At 57.7% G+C, this 16,698-nt stretch carries 12 protein-coding genes; 10 read left to right on the top strand and 2 right to left on the bottom strand.

What is annotated here, in order from left to right; all coding sequences use genetic code 11:
• Positions 1–472 precede the first annotated feature (472 nt).
• The 7 genes from VEA80_RS02075 (at position 473) to VEA80_RS02105 (ending at position 11,702) form a co-directional block, all read left to right on the top strand.
• Positions 473–1,420, top strand: coding sequence for a tetratricopeptide repeat protein (locus VEA80_RS02075; protein ID WP_325059027.1), 948 nt, complete (start codon positions 473–475; stop codon positions 1,418–1,420).
• A gap of 36 nt (positions 1,421–1,456) precedes the next feature.
• Complete coding sequence (locus tag VEA80_RS02080) at positions 1,457–2,194, top strand: hypothetical protein (RefSeq protein WP_325059028.1); 738 nt, start codon at positions 1,457–1,459, stop codon at positions 2,192–2,194.
• Between the two features lie 96 nt (positions 2,195–2,290).
• Positions 2,291–3,361, top strand: coding sequence for a DNA cytosine methyltransferase (locus VEA80_RS02085; protein WP_325059029.1), 1,071 nt, complete (start codon positions 2,291–2,293; stop codon positions 3,359–3,361).
• A gap of 2 nt (positions 3,362–3,363) precedes the next feature.
• Positions 3,364–6,516: an ATP-dependent DNA helicase gene (locus tag VEA80_RS02090; protein ID WP_325059030.1), complete on the top strand. Its 3,153-nt coding sequence runs from the start codon at positions 3,364–3,366 to the stop codon at positions 6,514–6,516.
• Positions 6,500–6,922 carry a very short patch repair endonuclease gene (locus VEA80_RS20520; RefSeq protein ID WP_325059031.1) on the top strand — a complete coding sequence of 141 codons (423 nt, stop codon included), beginning with the start codon at positions 6,500–6,502 and terminating at the stop codon, positions 6,920–6,922. Before VEA80_RS02090 ends, VEA80_RS20520 begins: the two co-directional genes overlap by 17 nt.
• 61 nt (positions 6,923–6,983) lie before the next feature.
• Complete coding sequence (locus tag VEA80_RS02100; protein WP_325059032.1) at positions 6,984–9,095, top strand: site-specific DNA-methyltransferase; 2,112 nt, start codon at positions 6,984–6,986, stop codon at positions 9,093–9,095.
• A 3-nt stretch (positions 9,096–9,098) separates the two neighbouring features.
• On the top strand, positions 9,099–11,702 hold the full coding sequence (locus VEA80_RS02105) for a DEAD/DEAH box helicase (RefSeq protein ID WP_325059033.1): 2,604 nt from the start codon (positions 9,099–9,101) through the stop codon (positions 11,700–11,702).
• Positions 11,703–11,778: 76 nt separating this feature from the next.
• On the opposite strand, the gene VEA80_RS02110 is transcribed toward VEA80_RS02105, so the two are convergent.
• Both VEA80_RS02110 and galE read right to left on the bottom strand, forming a co-directional pair.
• Positions 11,779–12,345, bottom strand: coding sequence for a recombinase family protein (locus VEA80_RS02110; RefSeq protein WP_325059034.1), 567 nt, complete (start codon positions 12,343–12,345; stop codon positions 11,779–11,781).
• A gap of 149 nt (positions 12,346–12,494) precedes the next feature.
• Positions 12,495–13,475 carry a UDP-glucose 4-epimerase GalE gene (gene galE, locus VEA80_RS20525; RefSeq protein WP_414731488.1) on the bottom strand — a complete coding sequence of 327 codons (981 nt, stop codon included), beginning with the start codon at positions 13,473–13,475 and terminating at the stop codon, positions 12,495–12,497.
• A gap of 116 nt (positions 13,476–13,591) precedes the next feature.
• Here galE and VEA80_RS02115 point away from each other — a divergent pair, with 116 nt between their 5' ends.
• From VEA80_RS02115 to VEA80_RS02125, 3 genes are read left to right on the top strand one after another with little or no spacing between them, the layout of a single operon-like run.
• Positions 13,592–14,659, top strand: a complete 1,068-nt coding sequence (locus VEA80_RS02115) for a glycosyltransferase family 4 protein (protein WP_325059035.1) — start codon at positions 13,592–13,594, stop codon at positions 14,657–14,659.
• The gene (locus tag VEA80_RS02120; RefSeq protein WP_325059036.1) at positions 14,656–15,513 is read left to right on the top strand and encodes a glycosyltransferase family 2 protein; all 858 of its coding nucleotides are present in this window, start codon (positions 14,656–14,658) and stop codon (positions 15,511–15,513) included. The genes VEA80_RS02115 and VEA80_RS02120 overlap by 4 nt, the downstream gene beginning before the upstream one ends.
• Complete coding sequence (locus tag VEA80_RS02125) at positions 15,510–16,634, top strand: glycosyltransferase (RefSeq protein WP_325059230.1); 1,125 nt, start codon at positions 15,510–15,512, stop codon at positions 16,632–16,634. Before VEA80_RS02120 ends, VEA80_RS02125 begins: the two co-directional genes overlap by 4 nt.
• Positions 16,635–16,698 lie beyond the last annotated feature (64 nt).

A 16,698-nucleotide genomic window follows, 5' to 3' on the forward strand; every position in this document is an offset into this window, starting at 1 on the left:
TGCGCGTATGGCGCCTGTGATGCCATAGCCGATTGGGGCTTTTCGCGCGGTCGTTGTTTCCACTCCCGAGTCGTCGCTGTTTGCGAGAACAACGCTGACCGCAAGGAAGGAATCTCGTCCTTCATTCGCGGGAGCATCAGCGCGTCAAACGGTGGAGTGGAAAGTGGGATGCAACGCATGGAATCACGCCCCCGATTGCGACTGTGGATGGGGCGGTGATACGGGGGCTAGTCCTTATCGACACTCGCGCGCGATTGATGGCCTAGATTGGCGAACCGATCGCAAACCTAGATATGCGACATTCATGAATCCCAATGCTCTCTGCCCTGTGTGCGGTGCTTGCGTCTATTTCTATCGAGCCCCGTCTGGGGGGCGGGTCTTTTTCGATGAATTGGGTCCGCCTTGGCCAAAACATTGGTGCACCGATCACCAACGGTCGAGTGTACCGCAGCACCGATGGCACGATGAGCCGGTGCTGGCGCCAACAGCGCCCGAGAAGGCCAAACCACTACCTATGTCGCCGTACGATTGGCGACCGCTACTCGCTGAGGAAATTGCAGGCGTTGGCAAGTTCGACCGTGTTCGTGTTCCGAAGTGGGAGCACTTGCCGAGCAAATACTTGTATGTCGCTAGCGACTGGGTTCGAGACGCACCGGCGTTCTGGCGATGGTCCCCCTCCGATCCGACCATGGTCGAGGTCTCTTGTGTAAGGGTTGATCAGAACGGGGCGCTGAGAACTGAGACCTTCGCTGTTCCAAACTGGTTGAACGACGATGAAGCGCTTAGAATTTGGCTGACTAAACCGTCCACCCCACCAACAGCCGAACAAGTCAACTCGATAGGGTGGTGCCTCAGCTTCTCTGCGCGCACGCATGCGGATGGTTGGTGGCTGCGGTCAAGGACGGTGGATACCGATGTGGCGCGCAGTTGTTTCGAACAAGCCGCAAAGCAGGGTCATATTCCCGCGATCAACAACCTCGGTGTGATGTACAGGGATGGGATCGGGGTGGCGGTCGATCCAGTTCGTGCCTTCGAATGTTTCCAGGTCGCCGCACAGGCGCTTGATATCGTCCCCGTGCGTCATCTCGCGAGGTGCTATCGAGAAGGCATTGGCTGCGATCCCGATCCCAGTTACGGCACCTTCTTAGAGGAACTGATATCGGTCCTCGAAAGCGAGTGGGATTCAATGGGAGCAGAGAACGTTATGTCATTGAACATCGACAACCCCATCGACGATCGCCTCAAGACCACTTGGCAAATGTTGCAGCACGCCTATTCAAAGCCTGTGGCAGAGCGGGTTGCGTTTGTTCGGGTGACGCTTATGCCAATGATCCCCCACTTCAAGTGCGGGTTGACCAGGGCGGCGCTTACTAAGTCGGCAAGACGAATTCTTGACGAGGGTCATCCCAAAATGGCGTGATCCCACGTAGGTAGCGCTGCCCACGGAGGCAGGTTGATGGAAAGCGATCGCTTCTGGGCCGTCAAGTACAGGCTCCTTGAGTACGTCAAGAGCCCGTCGCTGAAGCACATCCGCGACCCGCAAAGCGTGAACAAGTTGGCGAAGGAGATTTTGACTTCGCTCGATCAAGCAAGTTCGGTCTGGCGCAAGTGGGATGGCGTGCGCGACGACGTTGCAAAGGCGGCAGCGTACTGCTGGATTCCTGTTGAAGGCCTCCGTGCGTTCCTCAATCAGCTTCCAGGTCCCGAGTTGACGATAACCGACGTGAACCAGCGCCTCCGTGCGATCTGGGAGGAAACCACGTCTAACGGCTATCCGAACGAGGACGTGAAGGACGCGTGCTTGGCGTTGTACGAGATGGAGCAGGCGGCTGGGACCGAGATGATGGCGATCATCGGCGCGCTTCAAGAGTTCATCGAAGCCGAAGAAGAGCGCCTGAGGGTCGAGGGAGAGGCGCGGTACAAGCGTCTTCGAGAAGAAGAGCAGGCCCGCTTGGAGCAAATGTTTCTCGCCGGCGCGGACAGCCCGTGGATCAAGGTTGGCCAGTCGAAGGACTTGTTCTGCCGGAAGAACGGTCGGGCATTTCGCATCGCCCAAGGCAAGGACAAGCGGTGGAGCTTGTTTCGCATCGCGAACGTCGATGACGCCGGCAAGCTGCTGGGCGTCTACGGGACGCGAGGGGATGCCAATAAGGCGCTGAAGACGATCGCCTACGAGGTCGAACCGAGGTGGTAGCTCGCTGCCAAAGGAGCGGTCTCGCGAGCGCCGCTATCTTGATCTGCAACCGCAACGACCGTTAAGACCTTCTCTGCACCTTGTCGTAGAGCTTCGATGGGTGCGGTGCGATTCGGCGGGGCGGCGGTGAAGCTCAAGGCAGTTGATCTGTTTTCTGGATGCGGAGGGCTGACGCTCGGACTCAAGCAGGCAGGCTTCGAGGTTCGGGCGGCGCTCGACGTCGATCCACTCGCCGTGGAGACTTACAAGAAGAACCATCCGACTACTGCCGTCATTAGCGATGACATTCGGTCAGTCACGGGTCGGAAGCTCCTTCGCAGCGCTCGCCTGAGAAAGGGTGAGCTTGATCTCGTCGCCGGTTGTCCGCCGTGCCAGGGGTTTTCGTCGCTGCGAACACTGAACGGCGGTGTGAAGATCAATGAGCCGATGAACGACCTCGTATTCGAGTTCGTGCGGATTGTTGAAGAAGCGCTTCCTCGTGCTGTCATGTTGGAAAATGTGCCTGGGTTGTTCGACGACGCACGCCTGAAGCAGGTGACCACTCGATTGGAGGCGCTGGGCTTTCGGTGCAAGGCGGATGTGTTCGACGCCGTAGAATTCGGCGTGCCGCAGCGCCGGCGTCGGATGATTCTGATCGGCACGCGAGATTTCGAACCTCAATTTGGCCGGCGGGCTCGGTCGAGACGGACTGTGAAGACGGCGATCTACGGACTGCCGAAGCCGGGTAGTGGCACCGATCCGCTACATGACTACGAAGTGAACAGGGCGCCGCATGTAGATGCGTTGATCAAGAAGATACCTTTGAATGGCGGCAGCCGCAGTGATTTGCCGAAATCCGAACAGCTTCAGTGCCACTTGGATTGCGACGGCTTCTACGATGTGTATGGACGCATGTCGTGGTCCCTTCCGGCACCAACCGTGACGGGAGGCTGCATCAATCCCTCGAAGGGCCGCTTCCTGCATCCCAAGCAGCACCGCGCCATCACGCTTCGCGAGGCGGCATTGCTGCAAGGCTTTCCCAAGAAGTACTACTTCAGCATGGAACGCGGTCGTTACCCGGCGGCGCAAATGATCGGCAATGCCTTCCCTCCGGGGCTTGCGCGAAGTCATGCGGCTGCGTTGCGACAAGTACTGACGCGATCATGCAAGCGTCGCGGACGGAGCTAGCCGTGCCCGTATCTCCGGATGAAGCCCGACAAATTCTGACGGCCAATCTAAACGACGAACAATCCGCTGCCGTGAGTTCGCCGGCGGAACGTCTACTCGTCATCGCCGGCGCCGGCTCGGGCAAGACCGAAGTCATGGCTCGCCGCGTCGCGTGGTGGATCGCGGTCGAAGATTATCCCAGGTCTGAGATAGTCGCCTTTACGTTTACTGAGGCTGCCGCTGAAGAGCTAAAATTTCGCATTCGCAAATGGCTGCAACTCACCGCCTCGGAAGGCGAAGAAGTCTCGATTGGTGGGATGTACATCGGCACAATTCACGGCTTCTGCTTGCAGGCGCTGCGCGAGTTGGCGCCAAATGATTACTACATGTCTGATGTGCTCGACGACGCGGGGCGGATGTCGCTCATCGCGCAGGGTTCATTCAGTGTCCTCGCGATGTCCGCGTTTGAGAAGCAGGCGAAGGATGCTGGCGTCGCCGGCGGTAAGTACGCCGCGATCGACCTCTTCATGACGGGCTACGATCTCTTGAACGAGTACGGTGTGCTCGACGTAACCCTTCCCACTGAGGCACCCCCCGCAGACCTTCACAACGAACGGGATTGGTGTGCTGCTGCGACTCTCAACACACCGGTCGGCAATTCAGCGTTGAACCAAGCGTTCGCAGAGACCACGGCTCGGTACTACGCTTACCTCCGGGCGCGACGCTTCTTCGATTTCCCCACTGTTCAATCCGAGTTGCAGCGTCGGCTGCTGAGTGATGCCGAGTTCGCGGAGCGATTTCGCGCGCGATGGAAGGCCCTGGTCGTTGATGAGGTGCAAGACATCAACCCGGTTCAAGATAACATCATTCGATCGATCGTTGGCGATGCTGGCCGGCTGACCGCCGTCGGAGACCATCGTCAGGCCATCTACGCGTTTCGTGGCGGTCGTGTTGATCTCATGGGGCGACTTTTTCAGGAGTTAGCAGCGTCCGAGAATGGTGAGGTTCTGGAGCTTCCAGCGAACTATCGATCAACGGAAAGGATCATCAAGCTGGCCAACGGGTGGTCGAAGACAATTCAAGATACTGCCGGTATGTCGAACCCGGATATGTCGCATGGCAACACCGCTCGCGTCGATCACAACTCGGCTCACGTTGCACTTGCTCGGCTCGCCACGCGAGGCGATGAGGCCGACTGGATTGCGAAGTCGATTTCGCAGCTTGTGCGCCCTGACTTAGGTGACGGCGCAAAACACGACCACAAGGGCTCAGTTCGGGGTCTGAAGTACTCCGACGTGGCGATCCTCGTCCGTTCGGCGACCGACGTGCGTACCTATCAGGATGCACTGCGCGCAAGAAACATCCCTGCGGTGGTTCGAGCGGGGCCGGACTTGTTCTCGCAGCCGGAAGTGCTCTTGGTGCTTGCGGCATTTGCGCGAGCGGCAAGCATCACCTCTTTCTTTGGTGGCGCTACAAACCCGAAGGCGTTAGCCAATCGCGCTCAGAGCGTCCTCAACTCCAGTTCTTCAACTGAGGATGTGATCGCCAAGGCTGCCGACGTTTTGCGGGGTAATGGAATTAACGTTCCCCCGGGTGTCGAGGATCGACTCGTTCGACTAAGCCGCGCCATCGCTGAACGCTGCGAAAACGGTCAGGTGACAACGTCTCTGACTGGTCTTGCTTGTAGAGAGGCGGTGCGATGGCTCTCGGCGACGAGCACGCTGCGGCGCGTTTTTCCGCAGACAATTTTCCACTGGCTCTTGTACGAAGCGGGGATGCCTTCATGGGGAGATGGCACTGCCGCGAAGGCGGCGTTGTTCCACGTCGGTCAGATCAGCAAACTGGTGAAGAGCATAGAAACATCAGGTTGGACCCCGCCCAACCAGTTGAAGTGGCAAGCGATCGCTTTGCTTCAGTGGGGCGCCGGTGCTGCAAAGGCTGAGGAAGCGCCGCTGCTGGCCGACTTAGACGCGGTTTCCATCACGACGATCCATGCATCGAAGGGCCTCGAATTCCCGGTCGTGTTCGTGGCGGACGTGAATGCACTGCGCTTCCCGAGCAATCAGGCGAAGCGTGTGGACCAAGTGCCCTACGACTTAGCTGCGCTTCCGGAGGTCGATCCGGCTCGCCAAGCCGACAACCCGAACTACGACGGTGAGCGCCGCTTGATGTATGTGGGTCTGACGCGGGCGGAGCGTTTCCTATTCATCACTTGCTCCGGACAGAAGACGTCGCCTTTCGTGATGCAGTTGGCACCTATGGTAGCCGGTGTCGGCGGCGTCGTTGCTTCGGCAAACGTTCCGCCGGATATTGGCCCGACCATTGAGTACGCGCCGAGCGCCTTCAACCGAGATCAGCGGTTCGCTACCTCATTCTCGGACATCAGGTACTTCATGGAGTGCCCACACGATTTCTACCTTCGTGTAGTTCTCGGGTTTACGCCGACGATCGGGCAGGAGTTCGGTTACGGTCGGGGCGTCCACAACTTACTGCGCGCGGTGCATGCTGATCCGGCGGCGTGGGCAGCGCGGGCCAGCGATCCGAATGCACTCAAGGATGAAATAGCCAAGCTCCAGGAGGCCGGCCTTTTCTATATGCGCTACACGACAGGGGAGCCGCTGAAGAATCTTCTGAAGAAGGCTTCGGAAGGGGTGGTGACTTACGTGAATCGCTATGAGGGAGAGCTTTCTCGGCTTGAATATGAACCCGAGAAACCCTTCGAGACCCTGATACCCGAAGAGAACCTACTTATCACGGGGGCGATTGACGTCGTTCGCCTCGACGATCCGCCTCGCGTTACGATCATCGATTTCAAATCCGGTGACTCGACATCAGAAAATGCGTCCGGCCTCACGGCTGAACTTATGGGGTTTCAGATCGGCGTGTACGGCTTAGCGGCCAAGTCCGAATTGGAGTACGATCCACAGCACGGTCTCGTGCGGTATATCGGAGAGCGTGATACCGCAAAGGCGGAGATGGCCGTTACGCTATCCGATGAGAAGCTAACCGAAGTGAGGGCAGAGATAGTGACGGTGGCAAAGGATATTCGCGATCGGAGATTCGACGCTGGCCCGTCTGCGCGTCGGCCCGATCGGTGCGTGAATTGCGACATGCTCAAGCTCTGTCCGCGCAGAGAGGCACGTGCTACGCGCGTAGCTGATGGGCTACCTTATTGACGCTCGCCGCTCGGCGAACATGGCCGCTGTCCGCTCGAAGGACACGACGCCGGAACTAGTCGTCCGTCGTGCCGCCCACAGGATGGGTTTGCGGTTTAGGCTTCATCGGCGCGATCTGCCGGGTAGCCCTGATCTCGTGTTGGCGAAGCACGGCCTCGTCGTTTTTGTTCACGGCTGTTTCTGGCATCGACATCCCCGATGCAAGCGAGCTTCAATTCCAAAGACTCGCAGTGTATTTTGGCGCACCAAGCTAGAGGGCAACGCCAAGCGGGACCAAAGAGTGCGAAAGGCCCTTCGAATGCTCGGGTGGCGGGTTCTGGTGATCTGGGAATGCCAGTTGAAGCACGGCGAGCAGCGGATCGAAGCGATGCTGAAGAAGGCCATCGGGAAGCTGCCGCGCGCTTAGCTGCTTGTTCGCGCTTCAGGTGGAGCGTGAACGACAAGACGGGCGGGAATAGGGGTAGGGCTTGTCAAGGCTTACTGATCTCATTGCGCAAGCGAAGGCGAAAGACGCGGCGCTCGGCCAAGAGCTTGAGCGCGAGTTCAAGGTTCTTTCGTCACGCCGCTCATTCGGGTTGAATTTCGAGCGCCATCGCCCCGAGAGTGTAGAGTTGCCCGGCAGACTCGTACGTAAAGGCGACAAGGTTCGCATCCTCCCTCCTAGAAGATCGAATGCGAAGGGCGATCAGAGGCTTTGGCGAGTCCTGCGTCTCGAAAGACAAGATGGAAAGCGAACGGCATTTCTGGTGCCGCCTAATGAACCCGACGCAGAACGCAAGAAGGTTCCGGTCGAAGATGTTGTCGTTGTGGCGGAGTTTAAGGACTACATCTATCCCGGCCTAGTGAGCACGGGAAAACAGGAACGCGGCAGCGACAAGCCTTTCCATACGGTGATAAATGGCGAGAACTTTCACGCATTAGAAGCGCTGACATTCACGCATCGAGGAAAGATCGACGCGATCTACATCGATCCTCCGTACAACTCAGGTGCCAAAGATTGGAAGTACAACAACGACTATGTGGAGAAAGACGACCTTTATAGGCATTCGAAGTGGCTTGCGATGATGGAGCGGCGGTTGGTGATCGCCAAAGACCTCCTCAATCCAGCCTCTTCAGTTTTGATCGCCACGATTGACGAGAAAGAGTATCTCCGCCTCGGGCTGCTTCTGGAGCAGATATTTCCAGAGGCACGCATTCAAATGCTCTCTTCTGTAATCAATCCCAAAGGTGTTCCTCGGGACGGATTCTCTCGCGTCGATGAGTACATATTCGTCTGTCAGTTTGGGACCATGGAGGTCCAGGGACAAATCAAAGAAGGCAGTGCTGGCAAGGAAGTTAGGTGGAGAGGTCTGACGCGCACGGGCGCGAACGGGATTCGGAGCAAATCACCCGGCGCCTTTTACCCGATCCTCTTCGATCAGTCGGGACGCATTGTGCAGGTTGGCGAAGCGTTGCCGGCGGACAAAGGCCCCAGAGACTACGTGGCGCCGGAAGGCCTGCACGCCGTGTGGCCAACGCCTCGCCCAAATGGTGAAGATGGGCGATGGTCGGTTGTGCCCGAAACCTTGAAGTCACTGTTGGCGATGGGAGCGGTTCGGGTCGGCAAAGTAGATGCGGCCAAGAACCAGTTTCCGATCTTCTACCTCACGTCGGAACAATTAAAGGCAATCGAAGACGGCACTCTCGTTGTTAAGGGGCGGACACCTTCGGGGTCCCTTCGAGTATATTTTAGCGAAGATGGAGGGCGGCGGTCCGCCCCTCGAACAGTTTGGGACAACGTAAGCCACAGCGCCAGCGAGCACGGCTCTATGCTGCTTAGGCAGATTATTCCCGGCAGGAATTTTCCATTCCCAAAATCTTTGTACGCGGTTGAGGACGTGCTGCGCCTTTTTGTGGAGGACAACCCCACGGCAGTGGTTTTGGACTTCTTCAGTGGGTCAGGCACGACTGCACATGCCGTCATGCGCCTAAACAGGCAGGACGAAGGACGACGCCAGTGCATCTCCATCACAAACAATGAAGTCGGTCCCGACGAACAGGTGGCGTTGTGCAAGCAGGGTCTTCGCCCGGGCGAAAGTGACTGGGAAAAGTGGGGTATCTGCGACTACGTTACAAAACCGCGCATTGAAGCGGCCATCACCGGCAGAACGCCGGACGGTAAGGACATCGAAGGCGACTATAAGTTTAACGACGAATTCCCGATGTCGGAGGGGTTCGAAGAGAACGCAGAATTTTTCACGCTCACATACGAAACACCGGTCGCTATCGGTCACAACCGCGCGTTCGAGCGCATAGCGCCACTTCTGTGGATGCGTGCTGGGTGTGAAGGACGCCGGATTCAAAAGATACCAGCCCAAGGATGGGATGTTGTAGAAACGTACGGCCTCTTAATCGATCTCGATCAGACCACGCCGTTTTGTAAGGCCGTGAAGAAGAATGCGGCGATTCGCATCGCCTACATCGTGACAGATGACGAACGCCGCTTTCAGTCCGTTACGCGTCGATTGCCGGAGCGTGTTGAGGCGGTGAGACTCTATGAGTCATATCTCAACAACTTCCGTTTCTCGATGGGGCGTTGAGTCATGAAGTTTACGCTCAAGGACTACCAGGAAGAGGCGGTAAGAGACGTTCTCGACAGATTAAAGAAGGCGCGCAGGCGCTGGCATGAGGACGGCGACAGACACGCCTTCTCGCTCACAGCGGCGACGGGGGCCGGTAAAACGGTGATGGCTGCCGCAGTGTTCGAAGCACTGTTTTACGGGAACGACGACTACAATTTTGAATCTGACCCAGGCGCGGTCGTTATCTGGTTCAGCGACGATCCTTCACTCAACGTTCAATCCATGTGGCGGCTGCATGAGGCGTCCGACAAGCTGACGATTTCGGACCTTGTCACGATTGAAAACACCTTCAACCGAGACAGTCTTGAGGCCGGTAAAATCTACTTTCTCAACACGCAGAAGCTCGGGAAGAACAGCCTTCTGGTGCGCGGCCACGATCCCGGCGGCGGGACAACTGAAGACGATGCTCAGCTTAAAATCATGCCGGACCTTCGGTCGTTCACGATCTGGGACATTATCCAGAACACGATCGAAGACCCCAGTCTGACGCTGTACCTCGTTCTGGATGAAGCGCATCGGGGCATGAAGGAGAGCGCCGACGCCAAGCCAACTATCGTCAAACAGCTTATAAACGGAACGGGTTCAGTGCCTGGGGTCCCTGTTGTCTGGGGCATCTCCGCCACGGTTGACCGCTTCAACAAGGCGATGGAGGGCGCGAAGGGACGCGATACGCTTTCGAACGTCGTTGTCGATCCAAAGAAGGTCCAGGATTCCGGTCTTCTGAAAGACGTCATCATCCTTGAAATTCCTGACGAGCAGGGAGACTTCTCTACAGTCCTTGTTCGGCGCGGCACGGACAAGTTGAAGGAGTTGTCCGAGGCTTGGGCGAATTACGCGACGCAGCAAGGCGAAGTGGACGCCGTGGTCCCCCTCATGGTCTTGCAGGTGCAGAATACGCCCGATCGGAACGACATCGGAAAGGCTCTCAACACGATCTTCGAGAGGTGGTCCGATCTGCGGCCAGAGCATGTGGCAAACGTTTTTGGCGAGCATAAGACCGAGGTGTTCGGCAGCTATTCCGTGCCGTATATCGAGCCGCAACGTGTTCAGGAGTCGAAGGACGTTCGGATTCTGATCGCGAAGGATGCAATCAGCACCGGCTGGGACTGCCCCCGTGCTGAAGTCATGGTGTCGTTCCGCGCGGCAACGGACAGAACTCATATCACGCAACTTTTGGGGCGCATGGTTCGGGCGCCGCTGGCTCGACGTATTCCCGGCAACGAGCGGCTAAACTCTGTCGATTGCCTTCTGCCCAAATTCGACAAGAAATCCGTTCAGGAAGTCGTCGCGTCGCTCATGACGGGAGGCGACGCTGGCGACGGCCCTCCAATTCGCCGTGTTCTAATCAATCCGGAGGAAATGACGCCCAATCCCGACGTTCCGGAAGACGTGTGGACGAAGCTCCTGAGCTTGCCGTCTCAAGCAAAGGGAAATCGAGAGTCTCGACCGGTGAAGCGACTGACGTTGTTGGCGCATGAGCTTGCTGCCGACGGCCTTCTTCCGGACGCCGGCAAGAAAGCTCACGCCGAACTGCACAAGGTCTTGGACGGCGCGCGGAATGAGTTTGAGGCGGAAATCGAAAGGGCGCGCAGCGCGGTGCTGACGGTGGAAGGTGTGACTGTTACGTCTGCTCTGCACACGAACGCCATGACCTTCAACGACTTCTTGGAAGCGTCTGACTACGCAGTGATCGAAGACGCTTATAAGCGAGCAGGGCGTATCATCAGTCCGGATGTCGCAACCACATACAGCGAACATCTCGCTTCCGGGGCCGACGATGATGACTCTGAGAATGCACTGATCGAGGCTCACACGGTTGTTGCAGCGCTCGGTCTGGTGCCGGCGACTGCACAAGTCCTAAATGATCGAGCCGAGAAGGTGGCGAATGAATGGTTGACCGAGCACAAGGAGGCGATCAAGGCGCTCACCGATGAGCGTCAGGAGATTTATCGTCAGGTCCAAGAGATGAGTGCTCGGCCTATGGACGTGGACCTCGCTCGTCCAACCGTTTGGATACAGCCAACGACCGCGCTGGAAACCGACGGCAAGAAAATCGATCTTCCCCGTTTCCAGCACCATCTACTGTGCGGTGGTGACAAGCTCTTTCCAGTCGATTTTGGCTCATCGTGGGAAGAGAAGGTGCTATCGACAGAAATGCAGCGACCTGGATTTGTCGCATGGTACCGAAACCCCGGTCGCGCATCGCAAGACTCTCTCGGCATTGTGTATGAAGAGGCGGGCGAGTCGAAAATCGTTCGTCCCGATTTTGTCTTCTTCTCCAAACTCGCTGACGGGTCCATTGCGGCGGACATTGTCGATCCGCATTCGACTCACTTCACGGATGCGCTGCCGAAGTTGAAGGGCTTGGTGAAGTACGCTCGCAATCACGCGAGCACCTATCGAAGAGTGGAAGCGATCACGGCGGAGGGCGGCATATACAGAATGTTGGACCTAACAGACCTTGCCGTTCAGAAGGCGATCGACGAGGCCGTGGAGGGCGTCTGGCAGCTTTTTGCGAGTCCCCTTGCGCGCAACTATCCCGATCCCGCCGTTGTGGCGAGCTAAAGCGGGCTCTCCAGCGCCCTCCGGGCATGGCACGCTTGATAAAGTCCGCCACAGGTCGCCTGCGCGAGCAACCAGTCTAGATGACCGATCTTCCGCCCGGGAAGTAGCGATACAACGTAGCCGGCGACACGCCCATCCGCTCGGCCACGGCCTCGACCGTGATGTCAGGCGAGTTCAACAAGGCTCGGGCAGCCGCGACATCATCTGGCGACATCGATCGTGGACGGCCACCTTTGCGCCCCAAGCGGCGCGCATTCTCCAAACCAGCCCTCGTGCGCTCGCGGATGATGCCCCGCTCGAATTCAGCGAGCGCAGCAAAGACGTGGAAGACGAGGCGTCCACCGGGGGTGGTCGTGTCGATGCTCTCGCTGAGACTCTTGAAGCCGATGCCACGCTCGCCAAGCTGCTCGACGGTCTCGATCAACTGCTTGAGGCTGCGTGCCAGCCGATCCAGCTTCCAGACGCACAGCGTGTCGCCCTCGCGAAGGTACTCCAGCGCCTTAGAAAGCTCTGGACGGTCACGCTGTGCGCCTGAGGCGGTCTCTGAGAACAGCTTCTTGCAGCCGGCCTTCTTCAGCGCCGCAACCTGCAGGCCGAGGTCCTGGGACCCCGTGCTCACGCGGCAATAACCCACCAGGGCCATTCGTTCTCCAACTGTCTATCAAAAACGATTGTAGCCTCATGTTTTGAGAGAGTCAATTACGAGAGATAGATTTGAGGGAATCTAGGGAGAGTTTCGATTGATGGGGCAGGGCCGGCCAAGCGGCTCTCGAATACGAACGAAATTGAGAGTCACCGCTCCTGTGTTCCGACAGCGATCGTCGAGTGAACGAGGCTTAAGAGGTCGCTGCGCGAAGGGCTCCACCCTAGTCGCGCGGCCATGAGTGAAGTGTCAGCGATGCTTAAGGGCACGTCGCCGGGACGACGCGCCGTTGGGCGCCTGCACAATGTCCGTCCTGTAGCAGTTTCGAATGCGGCAATCACGTCAAGGACCGAGGCTCCGTAACCGGTGCCGCAATTCACGAGGCAACTTCTGCCGCCCTCCCAGAGATAGGCGAGGGCGAGCACATGGGCTTCGGAAACATCATCCACGTGAACAAAGTCCCGAACACAAGTCCCATCGTGTGTGGGATAGTCAGTTCCATGCACATCGATGCGATTTGGCGAGGCCTCGAAAGCGCTCGCAGTCACACTGAATAGATCAGACGCCCTCCGATAGTGAGACGAGAACAATGCGTTTTGGCCAGCGATATTGAAGCATCGCAGAATGGCGTAGGTCGCATTCGCGTGTGTGCACATTGACGCAAGTAGCTGCTCAGCCAGCAGCTTGCTTCGACCGTAAGGCGTGCGAGGTCGAGCTTTGTCGTGTTCTCGCGCAGGTACGTCGAACGGCCCATACACTGCCGCCGACGAAGTGAATACAATGCGTTTAACGCCAGCACGCAGAGCAGCCCTAAATAGCTCAAAGCTGCCGTGAACGTTATTGGTGTAGTACTCCTGGGGCTTGCTTAGAGAATTAGCTGTAGATTTTGAGCCCGCTACGTGGATGACGCCACTCACGTCGAAGTCTTCGATTATCTGTTCGATCAATTGAGTGTGGCTGATGCAGCCCACAAATGAACTTGCGCTCGGTCGGTCCTTGGCAGGCGCACTCCTGTCCAGGCTGACGGCTCTGATGCCTGCCGACTCGATGGCTAGGCGAATGTGCCGTCCTAGGTAGCCTTCGCCTCCGGTGATGAGCACCGACTTCATTACTTCCCCTTGGCGAGTCATAATCGACTCTGAGTGGTTGGCAATGCGTCCCTCGGGCTCATGACTTACGCCGACATCGCTAATGATGGGGTGCAATGCGAGTCTTGCATGTGATGCCGGTGCTCCAGTTGGGAGGGATGTGGACGCAAGTTCGCCAGCTTGTGCGCGGCCTTCGACCAACCCACTCAAGCTCGGTGGTGGCTATTTTTGAATCGGCAGACGCTTGTAACGACGATTTGGGGATGGTGCGAAAGCTGCAAATCCGACGAAGTGCTTATAGAGAAGAGGCGCTGATCGGTACCGCGTTGGCTGCTGCCATCGACCAAATAAAACCGGACGTCATCCACAGCCACCACGTCTTCTGCGACGTGTATCTCTCGTGGGCTCTGTCCCAGGTGCGAATTCCGGCGGTTCGTTCAGTGTTGGGCGTCACACAAACCCGTTGGGAGGACGGCGGCAGGCATTATAGGCCCGACGAATGGAGCAACGAGACAGCGATGCGCCTGATGGATGCGGGGCGACATTTCTCACTGACAATGGCAGTTTGTCACGACGTTCGACGCAAACTTCTCGGCGTTGGGCTCGCCGACGAGAACTTGCGGGTGGTCTATCCCGGCGTCTCTCCGGCGGTCGCAGGCGATTACGTCGAGGATGCTGTCCTACGCATAGGCTTCCTTCACCGCGTTGAGGATGTGAAAGGCGTGGACCTGATAGTTCCACTGCTCGTCCTACTACGCGAACGCGGCATCGAAGCAGAGATTTGCTTCCCGCGCATTGGCGAGAAGGCAGAGGCGTTGGTCCGGCAGTTAGGCGCTAGCGGATCGGCTGGCTTCATTCGGGCGTTCCCCCCGGGTTCATCGGTTTGGGAGCACGCCCCTAAAGTTCAATGTCTATTACTCACGTCCCTATCCGAGGGACTACCGAACGTGCTGCTGGAGGCAATGACGCGCAAAATTCCCGTCGTTGCTTGGGCTGTAGGCGGTGTGCCTGAATTGATTACTGACGGATGCAACGGCGTTATGGCGAGCGAAAGAACGCCTATCGCCTTTGCTGACGCTATTCAGCGTCTGACGAATTGCAGTTCGGAAGACCGTCAGCGCCTCATCAGCAACGCACAACGCACAGTCAGGAGTGACTTTTCGGAAGGCGCGTTCCTTTCAATGTCGTCGGACGTGTATTCTGAGGCAGTCGGGAGCGTGCGATGACCAGTGTTGCTGTGCTGATCCCTGCGTGGAATGAGCAAAAAACGATTGGTCGCGTCGTGAAAGAAGCGGTCGGACTTCACACGCGCGTTTACGTGGTAGACGACGGAAGCGAAGATGCAACGTCGGAGATAGCGGCGCAAAACGGAGCCTCGGTAATTTCGTGCAGCGAACATGTCGGCTTTGGTCGTGCTCTAACCGTAGGAATCCGAGAGCTAATGCGGCGCGGTTACGACGTTGTGGGTACCATGGACGCGGATGGAGCACATGACCCCGCTGACCTCGTCGGCCTGTTTCGCCATCAGGCGATCACGAAGGCGGGGCTAGTACTTGGGAGTCGTTTTTGTGATCCCGATAAGTTGCATCTAGTGCCAAGTGCGAAGCGTGCCGCAAACGCATTTGCAGTGGCTGCATTCAACCTTATTTCCAGTAGCAGCCTGTCGGACGTGGCGACTGGAATGAGAGTGCTGAGCCGAGAAGCATTAGAACAGTGTCCCGAAGACCCCAGCTTCCAATGGGCGTTTGAACTAATTGCCAACTGTAAGTTGTCAGGAGTGTCGATCGCGGAGCATCCCATTCGGGTGCGCTACGACTCGTCAGAACTCCTTTGCACCACGCAACACGAGATGGTCGAGTTTTTACGATTTTGTATCGGCGCCGCCCAAGGCCGAACGGAGGCGGCGTGTATCCGACTGGAGGAGTACATTCGCGCGGGTGCTGCTGTGGCCGCAGTCGCAGGCGGGCGCACCTTCATCATGCACTTCCTGTCGGAACACACGAGTTATTTGGTGCAGGAGCAAGACCCCTGGTTTGGTCTCGACGGCGTCCAAGTTCCCATCGTGCGACTTGATTGGTGAAGCCTGCGCCGATCACCGTGCTGCATGTCCTACGCTCCCTCGGCCACGGCGGGATAGAAGCGTGGCTGTCTCAGGTCGTGCCGCTTGTAGACACGTCTCGCTACCAAATGGAGTTGTTGCTGGAGGCGGGGTCCGAGACGCCCTTGGCGAGGGAATTTCCCAACCACATCAAGCTACACTGCGTGCCATCCGGTGAGGGCGCTTCAGCGTGGATGATGGGGCTGTTGCGATTCTTCCGTGAGCACTCGGAAATACAGGTTGTCCATTCGCATTACCATCTGGGCAGCGGGTTTGTTCTAGGTGCCGCAGCGCTCGCGGGAATAAGGGTGCGCATTGCGCACATCCACACGCAATCTGCATGTCATGGCAGTCGTCTTGACACGAAGCCGGTTGTTTCTGTGGTGGCAAGACAGATGCTGAGCGCAAGTGCGACCGCATATCTAAGCCCATCCATGTCGGCACTACGAGATGTTTGCAAAGAAGGGCTCGATGCCCGCAAACTCGCTATGGTGCTGCCTTATGGGGTGAATGAGCAACGCTTCGCATTTGATCGAGCGGCGCGACTTCGAATGCGTCATTCACTAGGCATCAGCCCTGCAACGCTCCTAGTTGGGCATGTGGGACGCTTCGTTGGTTTCAAGAACCACACGTTTCTAATAAACGCATTTGCCGCGTGTGCCGCGCGGAGACCGAACGTGCATTTGTTGCTGATCGGGGATGGTGCCCTCAGGCCCGAGATCGAAACGTTGGCCTATACCCGCGCGAGAGAAAAGGTCACCTTGCTCGGCGTTAGAAGCGATGTCCCCGAGTTGCTAAGTGCGATGGATGTCTTCGTTTTTCCGTCGCGCGTGGAAGGGCTTGGTCTTGCGGCGGTTGAGGCTCAAGCGTCCGGATTGCCCATTGTGATGTCCGAGGGAGTGCCTGAGGAAGCTGTCGCAGTCGCGGGTTTGGTTCGTCGACTTTCTCTGGGTTCTGGTCCGCAGGCATGGGGGCGAGAGATCGCAAAGATGTCGCCAAGCGACGAGGCCGAAAGGATGGAAGCAGCGAGCCGTTTTTCTCAGCGTATCTCAGTCTCCGCGCAGCAGCTATCAGCCTTCTACGACAAGGCGAACGGGCGTTAGAAAGTGTTTCTCGCTTCTGAGGGTACGAGGCGTAAGCCCGTTCCCCGGTCGCAAGGCTACCCTG

The sequence above is a fragment of the Vitreimonas sp. genome (genome assembly GCF_035627415.1).
Classification (GTDB): Bacteria; Pseudomonadota; Alphaproteobacteria; order Caulobacterales; family Aquidulcibacteraceae; genus Vitreimonas.